Annotated in this window: 21 protein-coding genes; 11 read left to right on the top strand and 10 right to left on the bottom strand. The window is 68.2% G+C overall.

Going from position 1 to position 24,682, the window contains the following annotated elements:
- Positions 1 to 48: 48 nt before the first annotated feature.
- On the top strand, positions 49 to 285 hold the full coding sequence (locus AC1DSZ_RS02010; RefSeq protein ID WP_476836722.1) for a hypothetical protein: 237 nt from the start codon (positions 49 to 51) through the stop codon (positions 283 to 285).
- Between the two features lie 76 nt (positions 286 to 361).
- On the opposite strand, the gene AC1DSZ_RS02005 is transcribed toward AC1DSZ_RS02010, so the two are convergent.
- A complete protein-coding gene (locus tag AC1DSZ_RS02005; protein ID WP_476836721.1) occupies positions 362 to 922 on the bottom strand; it encodes a fasciclin domain-containing protein in 561 nt (186 codons plus the stop codon).
- A gap of 96 nt (positions 923 to 1,018) precedes the next feature.
- Positions 1,019 to 1,969 (bottom strand): catechol 2,3-dioxygenase, encoded by a 951-nt coding sequence (locus AC1DSZ_RS02000; protein ID WP_476836720.1) that lies wholly within the window; start codon positions 1,967 to 1,969, stop codon positions 1,019 to 1,021.
- A 108-nt stretch (positions 1,970 to 2,077) separates the two neighbouring features.
- Here AC1DSZ_RS02000 and AC1DSZ_RS01995 point away from each other — a divergent pair, with 108 nt between their 5' ends.
- From AC1DSZ_RS01995 to AC1DSZ_RS01980, 4 genes are all read left to right on the top strand, one after another.
- Positions 2,078 to 2,992 (top strand): LysR substrate-binding domain-containing protein, encoded by a 915-nt coding sequence (locus AC1DSZ_RS01995; RefSeq protein ID WP_476836719.1) that lies wholly within the window; start codon positions 2,078 to 2,080, stop codon positions 2,990 to 2,992.
- Positions 2,993 to 3,125: 133 nt separating this feature from the next.
- Positions 3,126 to 4,238: a 4-oxalomesaconate tautomerase gene (locus AC1DSZ_RS01990; RefSeq protein ID WP_476836718.1), complete on the top strand. Its 1,113-nt coding sequence runs from the start codon at positions 3,126 to 3,128 to the stop codon at positions 4,236 to 4,238.
- Between the two features lie 12 nt (positions 4,239 to 4,250).
- Positions 4,251 to 4,991 (top strand): PIG-L deacetylase family protein, encoded by a 741-nt coding sequence (locus tag AC1DSZ_RS01985; protein WP_476836717.1) that lies wholly within the window; start codon positions 4,251 to 4,253, stop codon positions 4,989 to 4,991.
- Complete coding sequence (locus tag AC1DSZ_RS01980) at positions 4,988 to 5,686, top strand: 4-carboxy-4-hydroxy-2-oxoadipate aldolase/oxaloacetate decarboxylase (RefSeq protein WP_476836716.1); 699 nt, start codon at positions 4,988 to 4,990, stop codon at positions 5,684 to 5,686. Before AC1DSZ_RS01985 ends, AC1DSZ_RS01980 begins: the two co-directional genes overlap by 4 nt.
- On the opposite strand, the gene AC1DSZ_RS01975 is transcribed toward AC1DSZ_RS01980, so the two are convergent.
- The 7 genes from AC1DSZ_RS01975 to AC1DSZ_RS01945 all read right to left on the bottom strand — a co-directional run bounded on the left by AC1DSZ_RS01975 (position 5,683) and on the right by AC1DSZ_RS01945 (position 12,169).
- Positions 5,683 to 7,260 carry a DHA2 family efflux MFS transporter permease subunit gene (locus AC1DSZ_RS01975; protein WP_476836715.1) on the bottom strand — a complete coding sequence of 526 codons (1,578 nt, stop codon included), beginning with the start codon at positions 7,258 to 7,260 and terminating at the stop codon, positions 5,683 to 5,685. The genes AC1DSZ_RS01980 and AC1DSZ_RS01975 overlap by 4 nt on opposite strands.
- Positions 7,220 to 7,726, bottom strand: coding sequence for an isoprenylcysteine carboxyl methyltransferase family protein (locus AC1DSZ_RS01970; protein ID WP_476836714.1), 507 nt, complete (start codon positions 7,724 to 7,726; stop codon positions 7,220 to 7,222). Before AC1DSZ_RS01970 ends, AC1DSZ_RS01975 begins: the two co-directional genes overlap by 41 nt.
- On the bottom strand, positions 7,723 to 8,775 hold the full coding sequence (locus AC1DSZ_RS01965; protein ID WP_476836713.1) for a type III polyketide synthase: 1,053 nt from the start codon (positions 8,773 to 8,775) through the stop codon (positions 7,723 to 7,725). The genes AC1DSZ_RS01970 and AC1DSZ_RS01965 overlap by 4 nt, the downstream gene beginning before the upstream one ends.
- Positions 8,776 to 8,891: 116 nt before the next feature.
- Positions 8,892 to 10,109: a cysteine desulfurase-like protein gene (locus tag AC1DSZ_RS01960; RefSeq protein WP_476836712.1), complete on the bottom strand. Its 1,218-nt coding sequence runs from the start codon at positions 10,107 to 10,109 to the stop codon at positions 8,892 to 8,894.
- A 17-nt stretch (positions 10,110 to 10,126) separates the two neighbouring features.
- Complete coding sequence (locus tag AC1DSZ_RS01955) at positions 10,127 to 10,645, bottom strand: ureidoglycolate lyase (protein ID WP_476836711.1); 519 nt, start codon at positions 10,643 to 10,645, stop codon at positions 10,127 to 10,129.
- Positions 10,624 to 11,295, bottom strand: a complete 672-nt coding sequence (locus AC1DSZ_RS01950) for an amino acid ABC transporter permease (protein WP_476836710.1) — start codon at positions 11,293 to 11,295, stop codon at positions 10,624 to 10,626. The genes AC1DSZ_RS01955 and AC1DSZ_RS01950 overlap by 22 nt, the downstream gene beginning before the upstream one ends.
- An 88-nt stretch (positions 11,296 to 11,383) precedes the next feature.
- Entirely contained in the window at positions 11,384 to 12,169 is a 786-nt protein-coding gene (locus AC1DSZ_RS01945) for a transporter substrate-binding domain-containing protein (RefSeq protein WP_188518059.1), read from the bottom strand.
- A gap of 140 nt (positions 12,170 to 12,309) precedes the next feature.
- On the opposite strand from AC1DSZ_RS01945, the gene AC1DSZ_RS01940 reads away from it, so the two are divergent.
- Positions 12,310 to 13,056, top strand: coding sequence for a FadR/GntR family transcriptional regulator (locus AC1DSZ_RS01940; protein ID WP_476836709.1), 747 nt, complete (start codon positions 12,310 to 12,312; stop codon positions 13,054 to 13,056).
- A 14-nt stretch (positions 13,057 to 13,070) separates the two neighbouring features.
- Here the strand turns inward: AC1DSZ_RS01940 and AC1DSZ_RS01935 are convergent, their stop codons facing one another.
- The gene (locus tag AC1DSZ_RS01935) at positions 13,071 to 16,307 is read right to left on the bottom strand and encodes a PAS domain-containing protein (RefSeq protein WP_476836708.1); all 3,237 of its coding nucleotides are present in this window, start codon (positions 16,305 to 16,307) and stop codon (positions 13,071 to 13,073) included.
- Positions 16,308 to 16,698: 391 nt separating this feature from the next.
- On the opposite strand from AC1DSZ_RS01935, the gene mfd reads away from it, so the two are divergent.
- The 5 genes from mfd (at position 16,699) to AC1DSZ_RS01910 (ending at position 24,682) form a co-directional block, all read left to right on the top strand.
- Entirely contained in the window at positions 16,699 to 20,253 is a 3,555-nt protein-coding gene (gene mfd, locus AC1DSZ_RS01930) for a transcription-repair coupling factor (RefSeq protein ID WP_476836707.1), read from the top strand.
- Positions 20,254 to 20,466: 213 nt separating this feature from the next.
- Complete coding sequence (locus AC1DSZ_RS01925) at positions 20,467 to 21,651, top strand: ABC transporter substrate-binding protein (protein ID WP_476836706.1); 1,185 nt, start codon at positions 20,467 to 20,469, stop codon at positions 21,649 to 21,651.
- A 184-nt stretch (positions 21,652 to 21,835) separates the two neighbouring features.
- Positions 21,836 to 22,900: an ABC transporter ATP-binding protein gene (locus AC1DSZ_RS01920; RefSeq protein WP_476836705.1), complete on the top strand. Its 1,065-nt coding sequence runs from the start codon at positions 21,836 to 21,838 to the stop codon at positions 22,898 to 22,900.
- 2 nt (positions 22,901 to 22,902) lie between these two features.
- Positions 22,903 to 23,790 (top strand): ABC transporter permease, encoded by an 888-nt coding sequence (locus tag AC1DSZ_RS01915; protein ID WP_476836704.1) that lies wholly within the window; start codon positions 22,903 to 22,905, stop codon positions 23,788 to 23,790.
- A gap of 4 nt (positions 23,791 to 23,794) precedes the next feature.
- Positions 23,795 to 24,682, top strand: a complete 888-nt coding sequence (locus tag AC1DSZ_RS01910; RefSeq protein WP_476836703.1) for an ABC transporter permease — start codon at positions 23,795 to 23,797, stop codon at positions 24,680 to 24,682.

Genomic DNA, 24,682 nt, shown 5'->3' with positions numbered 1-24,682 from the left:
CTGCGCCCTGCGCACGATCTTTGAAAACATCAAATTTCGAGTAAATAAATGAAGGTCGAAGCTGTCGCGACGTCAACTTCAGCACCCGCCCGAAAAGATACAGTGTATTTCGCCGCGATCTCAGTAATTCGCCCTACTGGCGCTTTAAGGATTTATGCCACTATAAACCTTAAAGGCGTTGGTGGGCGCGGGGGGACAACGATGTGGTGGGCGATCCTGGACCTCGCGACGCTAGCCTTGTTTCTGGAACTCGCCGCCGCTGCGCCGCTGATGGCCGACGCCTGATCGGACCCTGACGCGGATATGCAAAAAGCCCCGGATCGCTCCGGGGCTTTTGCCGTTCAGGATCTCGGCGCGCCCGTCAGGGCATCAGAACCGTGTCGACCACGTGGATCACGCCGTTGGACTGCATGACGTTCGCGATGGTGATGCGCGCCTGGTCGCCCTTGCTGTCGGTCACGAACAAGGTCTTGCCGCTGCGGCCGGGCTGGATGGTGAGGTTCTCGCCTTCGGCGGTCTTCAGCATCGCCTGTCCGCCGCCCTTCTTGACGAGCTGCATCAGGTCAGACGCCGTGTAGCGGCCCGGCACCACGTGGTAGGTGAGCACCTTGGTGAGCGTTGCCTTGTTCTGCGGCTGGACCAGGCCCTCGACCGTGCCGGCGGGCAGCTTCTTGAAGGCCGCGTTGGTGGGCGCGAACACCGTGAACGGGCCGGGGCCCTGCAGCGTGTCGACGAGGCCCGCGGCCTTCACGGCCGCCACGAGGGTGGTGTGATCCTTGGAGTTGACGGCGTTGTCGACGATCGTCTTGGACGGGTACATGGCTGCGCCGCCGACCATGACGGTGCGCGCCATGGCGGCGCCCGCGACCGTGAGGCAGAGCGCCGAGGTTGCGGCGAAGAGGATCGTGTTGAACTTGCGCATGGCTTTTGTCTCCCTGCGGCCCCTGGTGGGGGCCTGTGGGAGTTACGGGGCCTCAATGGGCGAAGTTTCAGCCCCGGCTGATCACGGACGCGCGATCTAGGCGACCGGCGGCGTGCCGTGCGTGTGGAAGGACTCCACTGTTTTCAGCCCCCAGGCCTGGCCCTTGGCGCGCTCGGCCTGAGTCCAGACGATGGGTTTCCAGTCCGGCGCGAGCATCAGGCGGGCGCCCGCGCAGGCGATCTCGACGCGATTGCCGCCCGGCTCGTAGACATAGAGGAAGAAGGTCTGCTGCACGGCGTGCTTGTGCGGGCCGGTCTCGATGTAGACGCCGTGCTCCAGGAAGATGTCGGCCGCGCGCAGGATGTCCTCGCGGCTATCGACCGCGTAGGTGACATGGTGGAAGCGGCCGGGCGTGCCGGTGTGGTCCTTGGTGAAGGCGATGTCGTAGGTCTTGTTGGTGCAGGTCACCCAGGCGCCGGCCTCGACGCCGCTGTCGAGCACGATCATCTCGGTTGTGCGCATGCCCATGCCGCGCTCCAGGAAATGGCGGGTCTCGGCGACGTCGAGCACCAGCAGGTTCAGGTGATCGAGACGGCGCACGTTGCAGCCGCGGGCGGGGTAGCGCTGGGCCTGGTTCTTGAGCGCCGGGCGCAGCTCCGGCGGCGGCTCGTACCAGCGGGTGTCGTAGTAGAGCTCGAAGACGTGTCCGTCGGCGTTGCGGGCCCGATAGGCCTTGCCGTGGCCGAGGTCGCCGTCGACCCAGCCGAGGCCCGCCCCCATGGCCTCCAGTTCGTGGACGCGGCGGTCCAGCGCCTCGGGGCTCCAGGTGCGGAAGGCCACGTGGCCGACGCCGGAGGTGTGGCTGGCGGTGAGCTTCAGCGTGTGGAACTCATAGTCGTCCCAGCCGCGCAGGTAGACGCTGTCGCGGTCGCGCCCGCTCTCGGTCATGCCCATGATGTCGACGAAGAAGCGCAGGCTCTCGTCCGGCCTGGCGGTGAGCAACTCGACATGGCCGAGATGGGCGAGGTCATGGCGCGGTTCGGTCATCGTGTTTCTCCGTCTCGCCGAAATGGCCATTGCTTTCGGCTGCAATCAAATTGAATGTTTCACCCGATTGCTGAAACGGGCGCACCAATGCGCGGGTGGAACACGACGATGCGGGTCGACTTCCTGGGGCTCGAAGCCTTTCTGAGCATCGCGGACCGCGGCAGTTTCAACCTTGCGGCCGCGCATCTCAACCTGTCGCAGACGGCGTTGAGCCACCGGATGAAGAAGCTCGAGGACGACCTCGGACTGAAGCTCCTCGCCCGCACGACCCGGCAGGTCTCGCTGACGCCGGCCGGGCAGGACCTGCTGCCCAAGGCGCGGCGGCTGATCGACGAGATCACGATCAGCTTTGCGGAGCTGCGCCGGCAGGGCAAGGACCGGCAGGAGCGGCTCTCGGTTGGGTGCCTGCCCACCATAGCGATCCATTACCTGCCGCGCGTGCTGCATGAGTTCCAGGCCGCGTGGCCCGGCCTCACCGTGCAGGTGCACGACAATTCGGCCAGCGAGATCGCCGAACACGTGCAGGCCGGGCGCGCCGAGTTCGGCATCACGATCGTGTCCGCCAACCGCTGGGACCTCGAGATCGCGCCGCTGCTGAAGGAGCCGTTCGTGGCCGTGTGCCCGGTCGGGCATCCGCTCGCGACCGAGGCTGTGATCGACTGGTCGCAACTGGAAGGCACGCCGCTGGTGCGGATCAGCCCGCAAACCGGCAATAGGGCGCTGATCGACGACGCGCTCGGCTGCCGGCGCGAGCAGATGACGTGGCGCTACGAGTGCCAGCACGTCGCCACGGCGGTGAGCCTCGTGGCCGAAGGGCTCGGGGTCGCGATCCTGCCGCGCCTGTCGATCGAGGGATCGGACGCGCCCGGCGTCCGGGCCGTCACGCTGCGCAATCCCGGCATCTCGCGCACGCTGGGCGTGATCTCGAAAAAGGGGCTGCCGCTGTCGCCGGCCGCCACCGCGCTGGTGGGGCTGATCAGGCGCCGGCTGAAGGCGGAGGCCGGCCGCGCGGCCGATTGCTGAGCGGCACCCACGATGAGGCGGCGCGACGAGGCCGCGCGGCGATGAATTGGATTCGTCAAAGCCGGCAATCTTGTCATTTGTTTCATCCGGCTCGGCGGGCCAGCATGACGCCATGCCAATCGAGATAGGGACGATGCAGCAGGCCGTGCGTTGCATGCTGATGCGGGGAGGGACCTCCAAGGGGGCCTATTTCCTCGCCGCCGACCTGCCGCAGGACCCGGCTGAACGCGACGCCTGGCTGCTGGCCCTCATGGGTTCGCCGGACCCGCGCCAGATCGACGGGCTTGGCGGCGCGCATCCGTTGACCAGCAAGGTCGCGGTGCTGTCGCGCTCCACCAATCCGGCCTGCGACGTCGATTTCCTGTTCGCGCAGGTCGGCGTCAACAAGGCTTCGGTGGATACGACGCCGAACTGCGGCAACATCCTCGCCGGAACCGCGCCCTTCGCGATCGAGCGCGGGCTGGTCGAGGCGCGGGACGGCGTCACCACGGTCCGGGTGCGGACGCTGAACACCGGCACGATCGCGGAGCTGCAGGTGCAAACGCCCGGCGGGCGGGTGCGCTATGGCGGCGACGCGCGGATCGACGGCGTCCCGGGCACGGCTGCGCCGATACCGATCGATTTCCTGGATGCGGCCGGCTCGGTTTGCGGCAGCCTCCTGCCAACCGGCAACGTCGTCGACAGGGTCGCGGGCGTGGACGTCACGCTGATCGACAATGGCATGCCGGTGATCGTCATCGATGCGCGCTCGGTGGGACGCACGGGTTACGAAAGCCGCGAGGATCTCGACAAGGACGTCGCGCTGAAAGCGCGGCTGGAGGAGATCCGCCTTGCGTCCGGGCCGCTGATGAATCTCGGCGATGTCGGCCCCAAGGTGGTGCCCAAGATCGCGCTGGTTTCACCACCGCGCGCCGGCGGGCATGTGTGCACGCGTAGCTTCATCCCGCACGAGTGCCACGCTTCCATCGGGGTCTTCGCGGCCGTGACGGTGGCGACCGCCTGCATCCTGCCCGGCTCGCCGGCGGCGGGGGTGGCGGTGGTTCCGGAGGGGCGCGAGAAGATCCTGTCCGTGGAGCATCCGACCGGCGAATTCACCGTCCGCGTCGTCGTGGGCGGCACGTCGGCCGAGCCTCGGGTCGAGCGCGCCGGGCTGCTGCGAACGGCGCGCAAGCTCTTCGATGGCGAGGCCTTCCTGCCGGAGCGTTTGTCCGTGGCCGCCGACCCGCCTTCCGCAGTTCGATCCTGAGGAGAACGTCCCTTGTCCACATCGTCGCTTCCCGGCCGCACCGGCGCGGGGCTCGTGGTCACCGCCCATCCGGGCGATTTCGTCTGGCGCGCCGGCGGCGCGATCGCGCTGCACGCCCGCCAGGGCATGCGCATGGTGATCGTGTGCCTCTCCTATGGGGAGCGCGGCGAAAGCCAGTGGGCGTGGAAAACCGCGGGCGCGGCGCTGGCCGACGTGAAGGCGCAGCGCCGGGCCGAGGCGCAGAAGGCCGCGTCGATCCTCGGCGCCGAAATCGAGTTCATGGACGCGGGCGACTACCCGCTACGCTCCACGCCTGAGATGCTGGACCGGCTGGTCGATATCTACCGGAGCGTGAAGCCGGCCTTCGTGCTCACCCATTCGCTGGCCGACCCCTACAATGTCGATCACCCGGAGGCGACGCGTCTCGCCCAGGAAGCGCGTATCATCGCGCAAGCGGCCGGCCACAAGCCCTCGCCGGACCTTTCCTATGCGGCCCCGCCCGTTTTCCTGTTCGAGCCGCACCAGCCCGAGCAGTGCGACTACAAGCCCAACGTGATCCTCAACATCGACGACGTGTGGGAGCAGAAGCGCAGCGCCTTCGAGGTGCTGGCCGCGCAAAAGCACCTCTGGGACTACTACACCCGCGTGGCGCTGAACCGCGGCATGCAGGGCGGGCGCAATTCCGGCCGCAGCATGCAGTATGGCGAGGCCTACCAGCGCCTGTTCCCGATGGTGGTGGAGACGCTCGCATGAAGCCCGTCGTCATCCGCCGCAATCGCCGCGCCGACGCGGACGCGGTCCGCCGCCTGGGCGCGGCCGGCGTCGCCACCCTGCACGAGGCCATGGGCCGGACGGGGTTGATGAAGCCGTATCTGCGCCCGGTGTGGCAGGGCGGCTCCGTCGCCGGCTCGGCAGTGACGGTGCTGTCGCAGCCGGGCGACAACTGGATGATCCATGTCGCGGTGGAACAATGCCGGCCCGGAGACGTGATGGTGGTGGCGCTGGCGGCCGACAGCACGGACGGCATGTTCGGCGACCTTCTGGCGACCTCGCTGAAGGCGCGGGGCGTCGTCGGCCTGATCATCGACGCCGGCTGCCGCGATATCCTGACCCTGAAGGAGATGGGCTTCCCGGTATGGTCTAAGGCGATCTCGGCGCGCGGGACCGTCAAGGCGACGCCCGGCAGCGTCAACATCCCGGTGGTCTGCGCGGGTGCGCTCGTGAATCTGGGCGACGTGATCGTGGCGGACGACGATGGCGTCGTGGTGGTCCCGATGGTCGACGCCGTGCGGATCGCGGACCTCGCCGATGCGCGGCTCGCCAACGAAGAGAGCAAGCGTGCGCGGCTCGCGGCCGGAGAGTTGGGGCTCGACATCTACGCCATGCGCGAAGGGCTCGCCAAGGCGGGCCTCGTTTACCTGGACGACCCGGAGGAGCGCGTCGGCTAGCGCGTGACCGGTTCCGCGCGGCGTCCCGGCAAGGCCAGGATTATGAGGCACAGAACGCCCGCGAGCGTGAGAGCGGCCAGCATGGCCCAGGCCTCGTTGATCGCGGTCGTCATGGCGGCGCGGCGCACCAGCGGCTCCAGCATGGCTAGCGCGCCGGGCGGCGGCGCCTGGGCGGGGTTCAGCAGGCCGGGCGGGATGCCTACGAAGGCGGCCGCGTCGGCATCGCCGGCCTGCAGCTTTGTGGTGAGGCTGGAGGCCAGCGTGGGCAGACGGCCGAAGATCACGGTGTCGATCAACGCCAGCCCGATCGCGCCGCCAAGGTTCCGCATCAGGTTGAACAGGCCGCTCGCGTCCGGCACTTGCGCCGGCGGCAAATGCCCGAGCGCCAGCCGGGTGGGCGGCAGCAGGCAGAACATGATCGCCAGCCCGCGCACAACCTGCGGCCACAGCATGCCAGCGAAATCGGTCTCTGGCGTCTGCCACGCGCTCATGCCGAGCCCGACGCCAAACAGCGCGAAGCCGAACGCGCTCAGCGCGCGAGGGTCGACCCGCTTCTCGAGCATCACCGCGACGGGCGCGGCGACGAGCTGGGCAAGCCCCGTCACCAGCATGGTCTTGCCGATCGCGAGCGCATCGTGGCCGCGCACGAAGCCGAGAAAGAACGGCATCAGGTAGACCGACCCGAACAGGCCGACGCCGAGCACGAAGCTGAGCGCGCAGGCGACGGAGAAGCGCAGCGACGCGAATGCGCGCAGGTTCACGACAGGCGCGCCCGACCGCAGCATCCGCGCCGCGAACGCCGCCCCGCAGATCAGGCTGGCGATCAGCAGGCCGAGGACGACCCCGGAGGTCCAGCCCCGGCCGGGCGCCTCCTTGAGGCCGATCTCCAGCGCCGCGAGGCTGGCGGCCAGCAGCGCCACGCCGAGCGCGTCTATCCTTCGCGCGGACGCAAGGTCGGTATCGTCGCGCGGCAGCGTGGCGGCCCCGATCAGGGCGGCCACCACGCCGGGGGCCACGTTGATCAGGAACAGCCAGCGCCACGAGTAAGCGTCCGTGATCCAGCCGCCGACGACCGGTCCCAGCGTCGGCGCGAGCACGGCCAGGACGCCGGCCAGCGTGGTCGCGAGCGTCTGGTTCCGCAGGGGAAACAGCAGGAACACGGCCGTGAACACGGCGGGGATCAGCGTCCCGCCCGCAAAGCCCTGCAAGACCCGCCAGGCGATCAGGGCCTCGTAGGAGCCGCTCGCCGCGCAGCCGGCCGACGCGATGGTGAAGATCGCGACCGAGATCACGAAAAGCCAGCGCATGCTGAGCACGCGCGTGAGCAGGCCGGTGAGCGGAATGGCGACGATTTCGGCGATCAGGTAGGCGGTCTGGATCCAGCTGACCTGGTCCTCGGACATGTCCAGCGCGGCGCGGATCGTCGGCAGCGATGTCGCGACCACCTGCACGTCCAGGATGGCCATGAACATGCCGGCGCACATGGCGGCGAAGCCCGCCCAGATGCGCCATCCCGCGACGGCGGGAGCCGGCTCAGACGCGGCCGTCACGGCGCAGCTCGGCGAGGGCTGCATTTTCGGCGCGGATGCGGATCGTCAGCACGGCCGCGTTGAGGAGTGAAAACACGATGGCTGCTCCTGTCAGCCCCAAGCATAGCGGCAAAACCGCGATCTCGCCGATCACGACTGCGTAGTTCGGGTGAGGCAGGACGCGATAGGGGCCGGAGGCGACGAGCGTTTCCCCGGGGACAACGAGGATGCGCGTGGTCCAGCGGCGGCCGAGCGTCCATAGCACCCAGGCGCGCAGGACTTGGAGCAGGCCGAACACCGCAAGCCAGATCGGCTCGATCGGCTGGCTGACGCCGGCCGCCCACAAATAGGCGAGCCAGGCGGCGTGTAATGCCACCACAAGCGGGTAGTGGCCGGGCGCGACTTCCACGCCGCCGCGGGCCAGCAGGCCGGCGGTGTTGCGCCGCGCCAGCACCAGCTCGCCCAGGCGCTCGGCGGTGACCAGCGCCAGCAGCACAGCGGCTCCGGTCATGCGGCGTGGCGCAGCGAGACGCTGCTGGCCGAAAAGCCCGGCCCCATGGCGGTGAGGAGGCTGCGGTTCGGCAGGGCCGCCTGGGCGGTCCTCTGCAGCACGAAGAGCGCCGTCGGGGCGGACATGTTGCCGTATTCGCGCAGGATTTCGCGCTCATGGTCGAGCGCGCCCTGGCCGAGGTCGAGCGCGCGTTCGAGCGCCTGGATCACCTTCACGCCGCCCGGGTGGCAGACGAAGCGGTCGACGTCGTGCATCGCCAGGCCGCCGCTGGCCAACATGCTGGTGACCGCAGGCGCGAGGTTTTCCTCGGCGAAGGGTGGGATGGCGCGATCGAAGATCACGCCGAGGCCCTGGGGATCCACGGACCAGCCCATGATGTCGAGCGTGTCCGGCCATGTGTGCTGGGCGGAATGCTCGATCGTCGCCATCCCGGCATCGCCGGTGCGCAGGACGCAAGCCGCGGCGCCATCGCCGAACAGGGCGGTGGCGACGATGTTGGCGCTGCTGAGCACGTCGTGCCGGAACGCCAGGGTGCAGATCTCGATCACGACAAGGAGGACGACGCTGCCGGGGCGCGCCTTGGCGAGCCGGCCGGCGAGGCCGAGGCCGGACACGCCCCCGGCGCAACCCAGCCCGAAGACCGGCACGCGCTCGATGTCCGGGCGAAAGCCCATGCGGGCCGAGGCTCTCGCCTCGAGGCTGGGGGTCGCGATGCCGGTGGACGAGACCGTCACGACGGTGTCGACCTCGGCGGCCGTGATCCCTGCCATGTCCAGCGCCTTCGTGGCGGCGTCGACGAAGAGGTCCTGCGCGCCTTCCAGATAGGCCGCCGTGCGCTCCGGCCAGCCTAGATCGGCCGCGTACCACTCCAGCGGTCGCACGGCGTGGCGCTTGCGGATGCCGGCGCTCTCGAAGACGCGCGCCAGGCGTCCGAAATCCTTGAATCGATCTGCGAACTGCTCGGCCGCGGCGCGGGCGGCGTCGGTCTGGAGGATCTCATGCGGGGGGAGGGCGGTGGACAGCGAGACGAGTTGAACAGGCGAAGACATGCGAATGCGGCCTCGAGCGCCCCGGCATGAGGCTCTGTGCTCAATCAATCATTGTAGGGTCCGTTCCGGCGCATGATGACGCAGCCCCGCATCACCTTTCCGCTATCGCGGCCGGCTCACAGCGCTTTGTCGAGGGCGGCGAGAAGCCGATCGGCCTCCTCGAGTGTGTTGTAGTGCACCATGGAGACCCGCACGACGCCGCCGTCGTCCTGGAGGTTCAAGCGCTCGATCAGCCGGCGGGAGTGGAAGTCGCCGAAGCGGATGCCGATATGGTCGGCCTCCACGGCGCGCACGACGTCGTCGGCGCGGCGCCCGTCCACCTTGAATGCGATGGTGGGCACGCGGATGGCGCGATCGGCCGTGCGCGGTCCAACGATGCGGATGTCGTTGCGGGCGTTCAGCCAGTCGAGCACGCGGGCCGAGAGCTTCTCCTCATGGGCGGCGATCTGGTCGAAGGCCGCCACTACGCCGGCGCGGCCCGGCGCGCCGCCGATTTCCTCGAGGTAGTCGACGATGCCGGCGCTGCCCCAGGCGAGTTCGTAGTTGGTGTTGCCCGGCTCCAGTTTCCCGGGCACGACGGCCTTGCCGTAGAAGTAGTGGTAGAGGCCGTCGAGCTCGAGCAGATGCTCGTGGCGCCCCCACAGCACCGCGAAGTGCGGGCCGTAGACCTTGTAGAACGAGAAGACGTAGTAGTCCGCGCCCAGCGCCGCGACGTCCACGGCCCGGTGCGGCGCATACGCGACGGCGTCGACGCAGAGCCTCGCGCCTGCGGCGTGGACCTTTTCGGCGATGGCCGCGATGGGGTTGATCGCGCCCAGGATGTTGGACGCGTGCGTCACGCAAACGAGCCGCGTCTTCGGGTTCAGCAGCGCGTCGAGGTCCGCGAGGTCGATCTCGCCGGTCTCGGCGTTCGCGTGCCAGGTGCGGATCACGACGCCCTGGTCGCCCAGCATCAGCCAGGGTCCGATGTTGGATTCATGGTCGAAATCGGTGACCACGATCTCGTCGCCCGGGCTGAACTGGCTCGCCATCGCGGTGGCCAGGAAGCGCATCAGGACGGTGGTGGAGGGGCCGAGCACCACCTCCTCGGGTCGGGGCGCGCCGATCAGGGTCGCGATGCGCCGGCGTGCTTCCGCCAGGCGCTCGGAGGCGCGCACCGAGGCCGGGTAGCTCGCACCAGTCTGGACGCTGGTCGTGAGCATGTAGTCGGCCACCCGGCGGGCGACGACGCCCAACACCTGCGATCCGCCCGCGTTGTCGAGATAGGCCCAGTCGTCCAGCGCGAGAGCCGGGAAATGGGAGCGGACGAGATCGAGATCGAGGTTGGCGGTCATGGCGGCTCGCAACGGGGTCAGGACGGGGGAAGGATGACGTGGAAGGGGGTCGGGATCGTGCAGCTCTGGCAGTCGTCGTCGCCGCCGGATTCCCACATGGCCATCAGGAAGGAGCCGCGCTCCACGAGAGCGACCATGGGAAAATGCCAGACGCCCTTGCCATAGACCACGTGCTGGTCGGGCCGTCCCAGAAAGGCGCGGGCCTGCGCGGCGTCGGGGCCGCCGTCGGGGCCATCGGGCGTCACGATGACGAGATAGGAGCCGCCGTCGATCGGCGCGAAGAGCTGCTCGCTGCGCGGGTGGCGCTCGAACATCGCGACCGGCACCGGCCAGGACGACGCATCCAGCCGATACAGCGCGACGCTCTGGCCGGCCGCGGCGGTGTCGTGGTCGAGCGTGGCGCCCATCTCGATGCGCACGCCTCGGCCTTCGTTCACGGGCTTTCCGGGCTGCCGGTCGATCACGCGGCCGAAGGCTTCGAAGGCCGCCCCGTCCAGGGGCTCGGCCGTGAGCGTCAGCGTCGGGCCGGCGTCCATGTCTTCTCCATGTGGGCGACGAGCCGCACCAGCGGCAGCAGGATGATGATGTAGACGCCCGCCGCCGCGATCAGCGGGGTCGGGTTGGCGGCAAGCGCCTGCGCCTGCGTGGCCTGTTTCAAGAGGTCCGGCATCGCCACCACGGAGGCCAGCGCGGTGTCCTTCATGACGTTGATGGCGTTGGACGTCATCGGCGGCACCACGATGCTGACCGCCTGCGGCAGCACCACCTTGGACATCACCAGCCAGGGCCGCAGCCCGAGCGCGCGGGCAGCCTCGAACTGGCCGATCGGAACGGCCTCGATCCCGGCGCGGAAAATCTCGGCGCTGTAGGCGGCCGCCACCATGGAGATCGCCGTCACGGCGGCGCCGAAGGCCGGCAGCCGCAGGCCCGCGAAGGGCAGGGCGTAGTAGACGACGATCAGCAGAACCAGGATCGGGATGGCGCGGAAGAGGTCGATATAGGCGATCGCCAGCCAGCGCCACGGCCGCGCGGCGTAGAGCCGCGCCAGGGCGAGCACGAGCCCCAGCGCGAGGCCGATCACGATGCTGGTCACGCCCAGCAGAAGGGTCGTCGACAAACCGCTGAGGATCAGCGGCAAGGTTGCGACGAAGACCTTGTAGTTGAGGAACGTCTCGAAAATCGACATGGGGCCCGGGGCGCAGCGCGTTCGCCAGGGAGGCGGACCACGCGGAAGGAAGCCGCCGCGTGCGAGGACGCGGCGGCGAGGCGCAGGATCAGAGCTTCGGCAGATCCAGCACGGTGGCGGTCGCCATGCCGGCGTCCGGGTCGGTGCCGAACCAGGTCTTGTGGATGGCAGCCATGGCGCCGTCCTTCTTCATCGCCGTGATCGCGTCATTCACCTTGGCGAGAATGGGGGAGTTCTTGGCGGTCATCACCGAGTATTGCTCGGTGGTCTTGATGCGCTCGATCACGGCGAACTGCGGCTTGTCCTTGACGTAGTAGAGCAGCGCCGGGATGTCCGAGATGTAGCCGTCGATGCGGCCGGCCGCGAGGTCGAGCATGGCCGGGTTCAGGCCCTCATAGCGGCGGATGTCCTTGAACTTGGACTTGGCCATGTTCTCGGTCGCCCACATGTCGCCCGTGGAGCCGGTGTCGACGCCGATCGTCTTGCCGGCCATGTCGGCGAGGGTCTTGGCGCCGCTCGCCTTCACGACCGTGAGGGACTGGTCGCTGTCATAGTAGGGCTGCGCGAAGGAGACGCTCTCAAGGCGCTTCTTGGTGATGGTGATGGACGACACGGCGGCGTCGATCTGGCCCGACTGCACGGCCGCGAACAGGCCGTTAAAGGGGATGTTCACGAACTCGACCTTCTGGCCGATCCGCTTGCCGACCTCCTTCATGAGGTCGATCTCGAAGCCGACGATCTCGCCCTTGGCGTCCTGGAACTCCCAGGGCACGTTGCCGATATTGGCTCCGACCTTGATGCTCTGAGCCTGGGCTCCGCCCAGCCCCAGGGCGAGCGCCGCCACCGTCAAGGCGCCCCGCAAAATGTTGCGCATCCGAATTCTCCCTCCAGTGTGGATCGCTCGCCGGAACTGGTCAGACCGGCCAGACCGCTTGACGATGTCGGCGTTGAACTGCACCGTCAAGCCCATAGATGGTGCGTCGTCGGGCGCAGTTTTGGGCAGCAGGTCCACGCATGAGCGACGCCGATACGACAACGAGGCAGGACGGGGAGGCCGGCGCTTCGTTTCCGGCGTCCTGGACCGCGACCGCGCCTTCGCGGGAGCCCGTGCCGCGCTCCATCGCGGCGACGTTGCAGCGGTCGATTCTCGACGGAGAGCTCGGGCCGGGAGCCCAGCTGCCGTCGCAACGCGATCTGTCGGAGCATTTCGGCGTGAGCCGTGCGTCCCTGCGCGAGGCCTTCTCGGTGCTGGAGGCGCAGGGCCTGATCCAGGTGCAGCCCGGGCGTGGCGTGTTCGTGTCGACCGAGGGGGAGCGGCGGACGCTCTGGCCCTACTCGCATCGCGCCTCGGCGCGCGACGCCTATGAGGCGAGGCTGGCGCTGGAGGCCCAGGCGGCTTCGCTTGCGGCCGCCCGGGTTGACGAGCAGGGCCTCCGGCGATTGGCCGCAACCGTCGACACGCTTGCGCAGGCGTGCGGGGCCGGCGACATCGACGGCATGGCGGCGGCCGACGCGGCGTTCCATGACACCATGCTGGAGCTGTCCGGAAACCCACTGATCGCCTCGATGTATCGCAGCGTGCGAGAGGTGATGGTGGCGAGCCAGAGCCTGCCGATGACGGCCGGGACCGGGCTCGAGGACACGGTGGCGGAGCACCGCGCCATTCTGGAACTGCTGCGCCACGGTCGCGGCGAAGAGGCCGCCGCCGCCATGACGTCCCACATCCGGGCAGCCGCCAAGCGGGCCGGCATCGACGTCTGAGCTTTGTGCGCCGATCAGGCGTGCAAGCGCGCGCGTCCGGCCATGGCGCGCGCGGCGGCGTCGGCCAGCTCGGACTGCAGGAACGGTTTCGCCAGGCGAAGCATCGTGGGGTCAACGTCGGGCGGCAGCTCGGCGTAGCCGGTCGCCAGGATCACGGGCAGGTCGGGGCGCCGCTCCCGCACGGCCCCGACGAGCTGCGCCCCGGTCATCTGTGGCATGGCGTGGTCGGTGATCAGGAGGTCGAAATCCGAGCCTTCCATGATCTCCAAGGCTTCGCGAGCGGATTTGGCCGACCTGACCTCGTGCCCGAGGTCTTCCAGCATCTCGACCGTGTTCATCAGCACCAGAGGATCGTCGTCGACCGCCAGAATGGTGAGCCGGTCCTGGCTTGGCGACGGCGGCGACGCGCCGGCGCGGTCCAGCGTTTTCGCGCCAAGCGCAGCGGCTTCGCCGTCCGCGAAGGCGGGCAGCCAGATCTCCGCGGTGGCTCCGGCGCCGGGCTCGCTGCGCAGCAGCAGCGTGCCGCCGGATTGCTCGGCGAAACCATGCACCATCGAGAGGCCGAGCCCGGTGCCTTTGCCGACCCCCTTGGTGGTGAAGAACGGCTCGGTCGCACGCTTCAGCGTCGCCTCGTCCATGCCTTCGCCGCTGTCGGAAACGCTGATGCGAACGTAGCGGCCGGGCCGCAACCGGGAGCCGTCGCCGATGGCGGCCATCTCCTCGCGCCCCGCGATGGTGATCCGGCCTTGTCCGTTCATGGCGTCGCGGGCGTTGACGGCGAGGTTCAGCAGCGCTGACGCGAGCTGGTTGGGGTCGGTCACGATGGCGGGCAACGGCCGATCGAAGCGGGTCTCGATGGCGACCATCGGCCCCAGCGAATGCTGGAGCAGATCCATCATGCCGCCCACGAACTGCTCGGGATCGACCTGTTCGGACTGCAGGTCCTGCCGCCGCGCGAAGGCCAGCATGTGCTTCGTCAACGATCCGCCGCGGCGGGCGGCCTCGAGCGCGTTGTCGAGCAGCCGCAGCAATTGCGGCTCCTTGGGCATGCGCTTGCGGAGCAGTTCGAGGCTGCCATAGACCGCCATGAGCAGATTGTTGAAATCATGCGCCACCCCGCCCGTGAGGTTGCCGATCGCCTCCATTTTCTGGGCGTGCTGCAACGCCTTTTCGGCATGGACCCGCGCTGTTGTGTCCACCGCCTCGGGAACGAGCGCGATGACCTCTCCGGTGCGGCTCATCACGGGCCGCATCGTGAACTCGAACGAGCGCGGTCCCGCGGGCAGGTTTAACACAAGGTCGGCGCTTTCGGCCGAGCCCCGGGCGACGCGTTTCACGGTCTCGCGCACGAGCTCGGGCGCGCCGGGCGTGCCCGTGAACCACGGCGTTTCCCAGTAGGGCGCGCCCGCCACGTCGCTCAGTTTCGCGCCGATGCCGGCGAGCGAAGTCGAATTCACATACTGGACCACCCCGTCCGGCGACAGCAGGCCGAGATACAGGTGCGACGTTTCCAGCACGGTGCGGATATTCCGCTCGCTTTGCTGCAAGGCCGCGGTTCGCTCGGCGACCTTGGCCTCCAGCTCCTCACGAAACCGGCGTTCGCTGAGCCTGGCGGACATGTCGGACCTGACGCGCTCGATGTGCGCCCAGGACCTTTCGGTGACTTCGGCCAGCAAGGCGAGGTCGTTGGCCTCCCACAACCGCGGCACCTTGTCGTGGATCGCCATCAGCGCGGTGAGGCGGCCTTCCTTGACGAGCGGCATGCAGATGGTGGCGGCCAGCCCGATCTGCAGATAGGTGGCGGCTTCCTCGGGCGGAAGTTCGCTGGCGATGTCGTTGAGAACCAACGGCTTTCCGGCGTGCAGGTTTTCAACCGCGAGCTTGCCGAACGCCGCGAGGCTGTAATATCCGACGATGCTCGGCGACCCGGGGGCGCTCCAGTCGCCGCGGATGGTGAAATGGTCCTGGTCGGGCTCCATGTCCGCATATGCGCAGACCGAGACGCCGAGGTGCTCTCCCAGCATCCGTGTCGTGATGCCCAGAACGACGTCTGCGTCGGCGCTTTTGGCCGTCTGCTTGCCCAGGGTGTCGAGAAACAGGAGCCGAGCTTCGTTTTCGCGCAGGGCGGCTTCCGCGTCCTTCTGCTCGGTGATGTCCTTGACGAGCGCATACAGGCCCTCCACGCGCCCCGACTGGTCGACGCGAGGCACATACTCGACCTGAACGTAATGGCTGCCGCCGGTTTTGTAGTCCATCTCCTGTTCGAAGCTGACCGTCTCTCCCGACAGGGCGCGCTCGATCCAGGGCTTCACCTTGGCGTAGGCGCTTTCGCCGATCACCTCGCGGACGAGGCGGCCCTCGATGTCGTCGCGGCGGTGCGGGAACCAGTCCTCGTAGATCCGATTCACGAAGCGGTAGCGCAGCTCGGGAGCGCGATCCATGTAGGACACGAGGACCGGCAGCGCGTCCGCCAGGAGCTGGAACTCCTTCTCGCGCCCCTGGACGGCATGTTCGGCCCTGACGAGGCTGGTGACGTCCGTACCCTGCCCGAAGATGCCGGTGACCCGGCCGCGATCATCGCGGATGGGCTGATAGACGATATCCACGAACCGCTCGTCCGTTAGGCCGGTCGACGCGCTCCTGACCGAAACCGGCATCGTCCGCCCGACAAAGGGCTCACCGCTCGCGTAGACCCGGTCGAGGATCTCGAAGAAACCCTGGCCGATGAGTTCAGGGAACGCCTCGCGCAAGGGCTTGCCGATGACGTCACGCTGGCCGCCGATGAGCAGGAAGAAAGCGTCGTTGACGAAGTCGAAGACGTGATCCGGACCTTGCAGCACATGGATGAAGCCAGGCGCTTGGGCGAACAGCGTTTTCAGGCGCTCCCCCTCGCTGGCGAGGCGCCGCTCCGCCAGCACGCGCTCGGTTGTCTCGACCACTACGGCCAGAACGCCGCCCGGGCTGCCGGTTTCGTCCGGAACGGGCGAGTAGTCCAGGTTCATCCAGACCTGTTCGGGCCCGCCCTTACGGTAAAGGGTGAGCTCCTGGTCGCGGTAGGCCAGCGTACCGCCCGCCATGCCAACCCGCATGACGTTGTCATTGAAGTCGGCGACCTCGGGCCAACCCTCGCGCACGTTGGAGCCGAGCAGCCGCGGGTGTCGTTTGCCGGCAAACAGCGAGTACGCGTCGTTGTAGAGCATGACGCCTTCCGGACCCCACAGCAGCACCATCGGCACAGGGGAGCGGAGCACGATTCCAACCGCCGTGCGCAGGCTCTGCGGCCACTGTCGAAGCGGTCCGAGCGGCGTTCCCGACCATCCGTGGTCGGAGATCATTCGTCCGGTCTCACTGTCCGTAAACAGAAACGAATAGTCGGGCGCCGCTAATTCTTCGATGCTCAAGGTCCAGCTGCCTGTTTTAAGACGATCCAGTGCGTTACGACGGCTCCGGCCAGTTCCGGCGCCGAACACTAACGCTTATCCCGTGTTTTGGCGCCGCACCTCGTCGAGAGTTCTCGCAGCGGCTGGCGATCGCATCCGCGCCGCCCTATTTGCCTCGCCTGAACGGATGCGCTAGCCAGCCATCCTGATCCTTGAGCCTGGACCCGAAACGGGGCCCGGGACGTTTTGCATTCGGATGACCATGGCCAAGCCCCAGCGCCCCAACGACCGGATCGCCGACCTGATCGGCTCCGGCCAGAGCGTGATCCTGTCCTCCGTGCCGGACGGGTTCGACGCGATCGTGGTGGCGGACCTGGCGCGCACGCTGGCGCGCACGGGCCCGGAACGGCCGGCCGTGCTGGTGTTCGTGGCGCGCGACGGCCAACGCCAGGCCATGGTGGAGGCGGGGCTCGCCTTTGTGGCGCCGGAGCTCGAAATCCTGTCGCTGCCGGCGTGGGACTGCCAACCTTATGACCGCGTGTCGCCCAACGCCGCGGTGGCCGCCAAGCGCATGACCGTGCTGGCCCGGCTGGCGCGCTCGCGCTCGGGCGAGGCCAAGCCGCGCATCCTCACCACCACGGTGAACTCGATCCTGCAGCGCGCGGCCGAGCGGCGGAAGGTCGCGACCGAGAGCTTCTCTGCCGCGCCGGGCAACATGGTGGACACCACGGCTCTGGCAGGATGGCTGGAGACCAACGGCTTCCTGCGCACCTCCACGGTGCGGGAGACCGGCGAATACGCAGTGCGCGGCGGCATCGTGGACCTCTACGCGCCGGGCCTGCCCGCGCCGGTGCGCCTCGACTTCTTCGGCGACACGCTGGAGTCCATCCGCGCGTTCGATCCAGAGACGCAGCGCACCACCGGGCAGCTGCGCTCGCTCGATCTCGTGCCGATGAGCGAGGTGCAGCTCACCACCGAGAACATCAAGCGGTTTCGCCAGGGCTACCTGGCGCGCTTCGGCACGGCGACGCGCGACGACATGCTCTACGAGGCGGTGAGCGAAGGCCGCCGGCATCCCGGGCTCGAACACTGGCTGCCGCTGTTCCACGAGCGGCTGGACACCCTGTTCGACTATTTTGCCGGCTCGCCACTGGTGCTGGACCACAATGTGGACGACGCCATCGGTGAGCGGCTGTCGCAGATCCAGGACTACTACGACGCCCGCAAAACCGTGATGGACAAGGGCGGCGCTCCAGGCGCGCCCTACAAGCCGCTGCCGCCCGAGATGCTTTACCTCACGCCCGAGGAGTGGGCCGAGCGCATCGCAGCCGCGCCGGTGGCGCGCCTGACGCCGTTCGCGCAGCCGGAAGGCGCGGGCAGGGCGGTGGTGGACCTCGGCGCCCGCCAGGGACGCTCGTTCTCGGCCGAGCGCGCGCAGGAGGGCGAGAGCGGCGCCTCCAACGTATTCGACGCCGCGGTGGCGCATATCCGGGCGCTGCAGGGCGACGGCAAACGGGTGATCCTGTCGGCGTGGTCCGACGGTTCGCGCGAGCGGCTGGCGCATGTGCTGGGCGACCACGGCCTCAAGGGCGCAGTCTCCGTGCAGGTGCTGGCGCACGCCATGGCGCATCCGCGCAACGTGCCGAGCCTCGCCGTGTGGGGGATGGAGGCGGGCTTCGAGGCCGGCGACCTTGCGGTGGTGGCCGAGCAGGACATTTTGGGCGACCGCCTCGTCCGCAAGGCGCGCCGCTCGAAGCGGCCGCAGGACATGCTGGCCGAGGTCGCGAGCCTGACCCAGGGCGACCTGGTCGTGCATGTCGACCACGGCATCGGCCGCTTCGTTGGCCTGAAGTCGATCGACGCCGCCGGCGCGCCGCATGATTGCCTGGAGATCCACTACGCGGGCGACACCAAGCTGTTTCTGCCGGTGGAAAACATCGAGCTGCTGTCGCGCTATGGCTCGGAAGACACCGAGGTCGCGCTGGATCGTCTCGGCGGCGGCAACTGGCAGGCACGCAAGGCCAAGCTGAAGCAACGCATCCGCGAGATGGCGCATGCGCTGATCAAGATCGCGGCGGCGCGGGCCCTCAAGGAAGCGCCCCGGCTGGCGCCGCCGGACGGAGTCTATGACGAATTCGCGGCCCGCTTCCCCTATGACGAAACCGAGGACCAGCAGAACGCCATCGACTCGGTGCTGGACGACTTGAGCTCCGGCCGCCCGATGGACCGCCTGATTTGCGGCGACGTCGGCTTCGGCAAGACCGAGGTGGCGCTCCGCGCCGCCTTCGCGGCCGCGATGTCGGGCCGGCAGGTGGCCGTGGTGGTGCCGACGACCTTGTTGGCGCGCCAGCACCACAAGACGTTCTCGGAGCGCTTCCACGGGTTGCCGATCAAGGTCGCGCAGGCGTCGCGCTTCGTGCCCGCCGCCGAGCTGAAGGCCGTCAAGGCCGGGCTCGCGGACGGGACGATCGACATCGTGGTCGGCACGCACGCGCTGCTCGGCAAGGCGATCAGCTTCAAGGATCTCGCGCTGCTGATCGTCGACGAGGAGCAGCATTTCGGCGTCGGCCACAAGGAGCGGCTGAAGGACCTGCGGGCCGAGGTGCACGTGCTGACATTGTCGGCCACGCCGATCCCGCGCACGCTGCAGTTGGCGCTCACGGGCGTGCGCGAGCTCTCGATCATCGCGACGCCGCCGGTGGACCGGCTGGCGGTGCGCACCTTCGTGACGCCGTTCGACCCGCTGATCGTCCGCGAGGCGCTGCTGCGCGAGCGGTATCGCGGCGGCCAGAGCTTCTATGTTTGCCCCCGCATCGAGGACATCGCCGAGGCGCGCGCTTTCCTGGCCGCCGAGGTGCCGGAGGCGAAGGTCGCGGTGGCGCATGGCCAGCTCGCCGCCACCGAGCTCGAGGACGTCATGACGGCGTTTTACGAGGGCAAATACGACATCCTGCTGTCCACCGCGATCGTGGAATCCGGGCTCGACATCCCGGCCGCCAACACGCTGATCGTGCACCGGGCCGACATGTTCGGCCTCGGCCAGCTCTATCAGCTGCGCGGCCGCGTCGGCCGCGGCAAGACGCGCGCCTATGCGCTGTTCACCGTGCCGGCGAACAAGACCATGACTGTTCAGGCGGAGCGGCGGCTCAAGGTGCTGCAGTCGCTGGACACGCTGGGCGCGGGCTTCCAGCTCGCCAGTCACGACCTCGACATCCGCGGCGCCGGCAACCTGCTGGGCGACGAGCAGTCCGGGCACATCAAGGAAGTGGGCTACGAGCTCTACCAGCAGATGCTGGAGGACGCCGTCGCGCAGCTCAAGGCCGGCATCTCGGACGAGGATGCGGTCGAGGGCCAGTGGTCGCCGTCCATCACGATGGGCGCGCCCGTGATGATCCCCGAGCACTACGTGCCGGATCTCCACCTGCGGTTGGGGCTCTACAAGCGCTTGTCGATGCTGGACAACGACCAGGACATCGAGGGTTTCGGCGCCGAGATGATCGACCGCTTCGGCCCGCTGCCGGACGAGGTGAAGCAGCTGCTCGCCATCGTGGCCATCAAGGCGCTGTGTCGCCGGGCGAATGTCGAGAAGGTGGACGCCGGCCCGAAGGGCCTAATCCTGAGCTTCCGCGACAACGCCTTCGCCAACCCGGAAGGGCTCGTGCGCTTCATCGGCGAGCAGGGCTCGCTCGCCAAGGTGCGGCCGGACATGAAGATCGTGATCATTCGCGACTTCGACGAGCTCGACGAGCGGCTGAAAGGCGCGACGCGCATCCTGCGGGACCTCACCCGCATCGCCGAAACCCGCAAGGCGGCGTGACAGCAGGGGACCAAGGCTCTTAGTCTTGTGCTCGTGGCGTCCGCCGCGTGGCTGCGGCTTCCCGACACGCTGCTAAACTACGGGAATCTTGCTTCAACTCCGGGTGGGGCCACAATATAGGCTTGTTAAATCGATCGAATTCGCGAAAGTACGCCGAACGGCGACGAGGGCGGCTTCAAGCTCCGCGCCCGATCCGATGGGAGGACGACAAGAATGACAGAGTTCAAGCTCTCGCGCCGTGGACTGATGGGCGCAGCGGCGGGCCTCGCCACGCTGGGAACCAACCGCGCCTTCGCGCAGCTCGCGATGCCCAAGGATCCCGTCACGCTCAACATCGTCGACGTGGCCGGCAACCTGGCGCTGACGCAGAAGGCCTTCGAGGCCTATCGCAAGGCCAAGCCGAACGTCGTCTCCAAGTTCACCTTCACCAAGGCGCCCGCGCCCGAGCTGCCGGGCAAGATCAAGGCCCAGCAGGACGCCGGCCGCCTCGACATCGACATGGTGCTGACCGGCACCGACGCGCTCGCTGCCGGCATCCAGCAGGGCCTGTGGCTCGACCTGCTCGGCCAGCACGCCGCCGCGCTGCCGAAGCTGGACGACATCTACCTCAAGGGCGCGGCCATGATGCAGACGCTCGCCCGCGGGCAGGGCGTGGTGTGCGCCTACTACCCGTCCGGGCCGCTGCTCGAATACATGCCCGACAAGGTGAAGACTGCCCCGACCTCAGTGGAGGAGCTGCTCGCCTTCACCAAGCAGAACCCGAACAAGTTCCTGTACGCCCGTCCGGCCAATTCGGGCCCGGGCCGCACCTTCATGATGGGGCTTCCCTATATCCTTGGCGACAGCAACCCCAAGGATCCGATGAAGGGCTGGGACAAGACCTGGGCCTATCTGAAGGAACTCGGCCAGAACATCGAGTACTACCCGACCGGCACCGGCGCGACCATGAAGGAGCTGGGCGAAGGCACCCGCGACATCATCGTGTCCACCACCGGCTGGGACATCAACCCGCGCGTCCTCGGCGTCGTGCCGAAGGAAGCCAAGATCACGACGCTGAAGAACTTCCGCTGGGTGATCGACGCGCACTACATGGTGGTGCCGAAGGGCCTGTCCAACGACAAGATCGCGGTTCTGCTCGACGTCATGAAGTTCATGCTCGGCAAGGAAGCGCAGGCCTACACCTACGACGAGGGCTACTTCTATCCGGGCCCGGCCGTGAAGGATGTCCCGCTCTCGATGGCCCCGGCCGAGAGCCAGGCCGCCATCAAGGAATTCGGCCGTCCCGAATACGAGAAGCTGATCGCCGACGTGCCCCTCGAGCTGCCGCTCGAGCCCGAGCCCATGGTGGCGGCGTTCCGCCGTTGGGATGAGGAAATCGGCTCCAAGAAGACCAAGTAAGACTGCAAGGGCCGCGGGTTCGCCCGCGGCTCCGTTCTCGCCTCCGCAACCCGGGCATCGGCAGCGACGCCGGCGCCCAGGTTCGCGCCGGGTCGCCGGCGGCCGCCGGCCGATGCCGACCACCACTGACCGACCATCGCGCTCTCGCTCGCCGCTTAGCGGAGGGCCCTCAGTCGAGACCCCCATGACCCTGCTGTCCTCCTTCAAATCCTTGCGCCTCGAAGGCGTCAGCCGCGACTTCGGCGTCGTTAACGCGTTGCGTGACCTGACGCTCGAGATCAAGCGTGGGGAGTTCGTGGCGTTGCTGGGGCCGTCCGGCTGCGGCAAGTCCACGGCGCTGAACTGCATCGCGGGGCTTTTGCCCACCACGCGCGGGCAGATCATGCTGGACGACAGGCGCATCGACACGCTGCCGACCGAGGACCGCGGCTTCGGCATGGTCTTCCAGAACTACGCGCTGTTCCCACACATGACGGTGCGCAACAATATCGGCTTCGGCCTGAAGATGCGGGGCATCCCGAAAGCCGAGGCGGCCCCGCGCGTGGAAGAGGCGATCCGGACCGTCCGGCTCGACACCCAGGCGCACAAGCTGCCGGGCCAGCTCTCGGGCGGCCAGCAGCAGCGCGTCGCCATTGCACGCGCCATCGCAATCGACCCGCCGCTGGTGCTGATGGACGAGCCGCTCTCCAACCTCGACGCCAAGCTGCGCCTCGAGATGCGCCAGGAGATCCGCCGCATCCACCAGAGCCTCGGCTGCATCACGATCTACGTCACGCATGACCAGGACGAGGCGCTGTCGCTGGCCGACCGCATCGTCGTGCTGCGCGACGGAGCCATCCGGCAGGTCGGCGCGCCGGAGGATCTCTATGCCCGGCCGGCGCATCTCGACGTCGCTGAGTTCATGGGCTTCCGTAACCGCATCACCGGCCGCGTGCAGGCGCGGGACGGCAACCGGGTGCAGCTGACGGTGGCCGGCACGACGCTGGACGGCGTCGTCCAGGAAGCGCTCACGGGCGACACCGCCATCGCGGCCGTCCGGCCGGACGACATGGTCCCGGTCGCGCCCGACGCCCACGGCATCGACACCGTCGTCGAGGCCATCGAGTATCGTGGCCGCGACTTCTTCGGCCAGGCGCGCTCCAAGACCGGGGACGAACTCTTCTTCCGCTCCGAGCAGCGCCTCGCGCCCGGCGCGCAGGTGCGCCTCGGCGCCGAGCCGCATCGCGTCCTCGTGTATCCGGGAGCGTGACCATGGCAACGCCCGCCATTCCGCTCAGCACGCGCCTGTCGGCCAAGGGCCTCGACGGCGTCACGCTGCTCGTCGTGCCCGCCGCGATCGTGCTGATCGCCCTGTTCGTCTACCCATTCGGCTATGGCCTGTGGCTCTCGTTCCGGCCCAAGGACGGATCGCTGCTGGGCAATTACGGCAAGTTCTTCTCCGACCCCTTCCTCTACGACACGATCTACACGACCCTGGCGCTGGCTGTGCCGGTGACGCTGATGAACCTGTTTCTGGCCGTGCCGGTGGCTTTCCGGGTGCGGCTGATGCGGCACCAGCGTCTGCTGACGACCATTCTGGTTCTGCCGATCACGCTCGGCACCGTGTTGGTGGCCGAGGGCATGCTGAATTATTTCGGCCCGCAAGGCTGGTTCGTGCGGGCGCTCACGTCCACCGGCCTGTTCAACGTGTCGCAGATCAAGCTCGTCCACAATTATTGGGGCGTGTTCCTGTCGCTGCTGATCACCGGCTTCCCGTTCACGTTCCTGCTGACGCTGTCCTACGTGACCGGCATCGACCCGGGCCTCGAGCAGGCGGCCGCGACCCTCGGGGCGCGCGCGGCCGAGCGGTTCCGGCACATCTTCCTGCCATTGCTGGTGCCCGGGCTGGCGATCACGTTCTGCCTCTCCTTTGTGCAGGCCTATTCGGTGTTTCCGTCCGCGGTGCTGCTGGGCGCTCCGGCGGGGCCGACGCGCGTGATCTCGATCGCGGCCTACCAGGCGGCGTTCGAGGAGTACGACTACAGCATGGCCTCCGCGATCGCGATGATCATGGGCGCGGTGCAGCTCGTCGTCGTCGTGGCCGTGCTGGCGGCCCGCAACCTGTTCTATCGCGGCCCGGCCGCGGGCGCGAAAGGCTGATCCGATGACCGCCGTTTCCCTCGACTCCGCTCCCGCGGCGACGACCGGGCCGTCGGGCCTGCGCTCCGTCGGGTCGCGCCTCTGGATCATCGCGGTGTGGACCACCGTGATCTTCTTCATCATCAACCTGCTCGGCATCATCGCGGCCGTCGTCACGAGCTCCTTCGCGACGCGCTGGCTACGCTCCTGGCTGCCGAGCGGCTACACCACACGCTGGTACGTCTCGGCCTGGGAGGAGTTCCAGCTTCACGACGTGCTGCTGGTGACCTTCCAGATCGTCGGCTCAGTCGTATTGCTGGCCGGCCTGCTCGGCGTGCCCGCCGCCTACGCGATGGCGCGGCGGGACTTCCCGGGCAAGAAGGTGCTGATGCTGCTGTTTCTGCTGCCGCTGCTGGTGCCGCCCGTGACGTTCGGCATCCCGCTCGCGACGGTGCTCTACCAGTCGGGCGTGGGCGGCACGATGGCGGGCGTGATCCTGGCCAACCTCGTCCCCACGGTCCCGTTCGTGATCCTGGTGATGATCCCGTTCATCGAGCAGATCGACCCGCGGGTGGAGGCCGCCGCGCGGGTGTTTGGCGCGGGCACGTTCAAGATGTTCATCTACGTGCTGCTGCCGCTGCTGATGCCCGGCATCCTGGCCTCGCTGCTGCTCGTGCTGGTTCGCACCATCGCGATGTTCGAGCTGACCTTCCTGACGGCGGGGCCGACCAGCCAGACGCTCGTGGTGGCGCTCTACTACGCGGTGTTCGCGGCCGGCGTGCGCGCCGTGCAGTCCATCGACGCCATGGCGGTGGTCTACATGGTGACGACGCTGATCTGGCTCGTGATCGCGCTGCGCTTCGTGAACCCGACCCAGATGGTGACGCGCGCCAAGCGCCAGCCGGCGCATTGA

The organism is Alsobacter sp. P4_H11 (assembly GCF_056400925.1).
This window is presented reverse-complemented; position numbering and strand designations above follow the sequence as displayed.

Bases quoted from the DNA above. Each gene is read 5' to 3' on its own strand.
- AC1DSZ_RS02010 (WP_476836722.1), top strand. From the start codon at position 49: ATGAAGGTCGAAGCTGTCGCGACGTCAACTTCAGCACCCGCCCGAAAA.
- AC1DSZ_RS02005 (WP_476836721.1), bottom strand. From the start codon at position 922: ATGCGCAAGTTCAACACGATCCTCTTCGCCGCAACCTCGGCGCTCTGC.
- AC1DSZ_RS02000 (WP_476836720.1), bottom strand. From the start codon at position 1,969: ATGACCGAACCGCGCCATGACCTCGCCCATCTCGGCCATGTCGAGTTG.
- AC1DSZ_RS01995 (WP_476836719.1), top strand. From the start codon at position 2,078: ATGCGGGTCGACTTCCTGGGGCTCGAAGCCTTTCTGAGCATCGCGGAC.
- AC1DSZ_RS01990 (WP_476836718.1), top strand. From the start codon at position 3,126: ATGCAGCAGGCCGTGCGTTGCATGCTGATGCGGGGAGGGACCTCCAAG.
- AC1DSZ_RS01980 (WP_476836716.1), top strand. From the start codon at position 4,988: ATGAAGCCCGTCGTCATCCGCCGCAATCGCCGCGCCGACGCGGACGCG.
- AC1DSZ_RS01975 (WP_476836715.1), bottom strand. From the start codon at position 7,260: ATGCAGCCCTCGCCGAGCTGCGCCGTGACGGCCGCGTCTGAGCCGGCT.
- AC1DSZ_RS01970 (WP_476836714.1), bottom strand. From the start codon at position 7,726: ATGACCGGAGCCGCTGTGCTGCTGGCGCTGGTCACCGCCGAGCGCCTG.
- AC1DSZ_RS01965 (WP_476836713.1), bottom strand. From the start codon at position 8,775: ATGTCTTCGCCTGTTCAACTCGTCTCGCTGTCCACCGCCCTCCCCCCG.
- AC1DSZ_RS01960 (WP_476836712.1), bottom strand. From the start codon at position 10,109: ATGACCGCCAACCTCGATCTCGATCTCGTCCGCTCCCATTTCCCGGCT.
- AC1DSZ_RS01955 (WP_476836711.1), bottom strand. From the start codon at position 10,645: ATGGACGCCGGCCCGACGCTGACGCTCACGGCCGAGCCCCTGGACGGG.
- AC1DSZ_RS01950 (WP_476836710.1), bottom strand. From the start codon at position 11,295: ATGTCGATTTTCGAGACGTTCCTCAACTACAAGGTCTTCGTCGCAACC.
- AC1DSZ_RS01945 (WP_188518059.1), bottom strand. From the start codon at position 12,169: ATGCGCAACATTTTGCGGGGCGCCTTGACGGTGGCGGCGCTCGCCCTG.
- AC1DSZ_RS01940 (WP_476836709.1), top strand. From the start codon at position 12,310: ATGAGCGACGCCGATACGACAACGAGGCAGGACGGGGAGGCCGGCGCT.
- mfd (WP_476836707.1), top strand. From the start codon at position 16,699: ATGGCCAAGCCCCAGCGCCCCAACGACCGGATCGCCGACCTGATCGGC.
- AC1DSZ_RS01925 (WP_476836706.1), top strand. From the start codon at position 20,467: ATGACAGAGTTCAAGCTCTCGCGCCGTGGACTGATGGGCGCAGCGGCG.
- AC1DSZ_RS01920 (WP_476836705.1), top strand. From the start codon at position 21,836: ATGACCCTGCTGTCCTCCTTCAAATCCTTGCGCCTCGAAGGCGTCAGC.
- AC1DSZ_RS01915 (WP_476836704.1), top strand. From the start codon at position 22,903: ATGGCAACGCCCGCCATTCCGCTCAGCACGCGCCTGTCGGCCAAGGGC.
- AC1DSZ_RS01910 (WP_476836703.1), top strand. From the start codon at position 23,795: ATGACCGCCGTTTCCCTCGACTCCGCTCCCGCGGCGACGACCGGGCCG.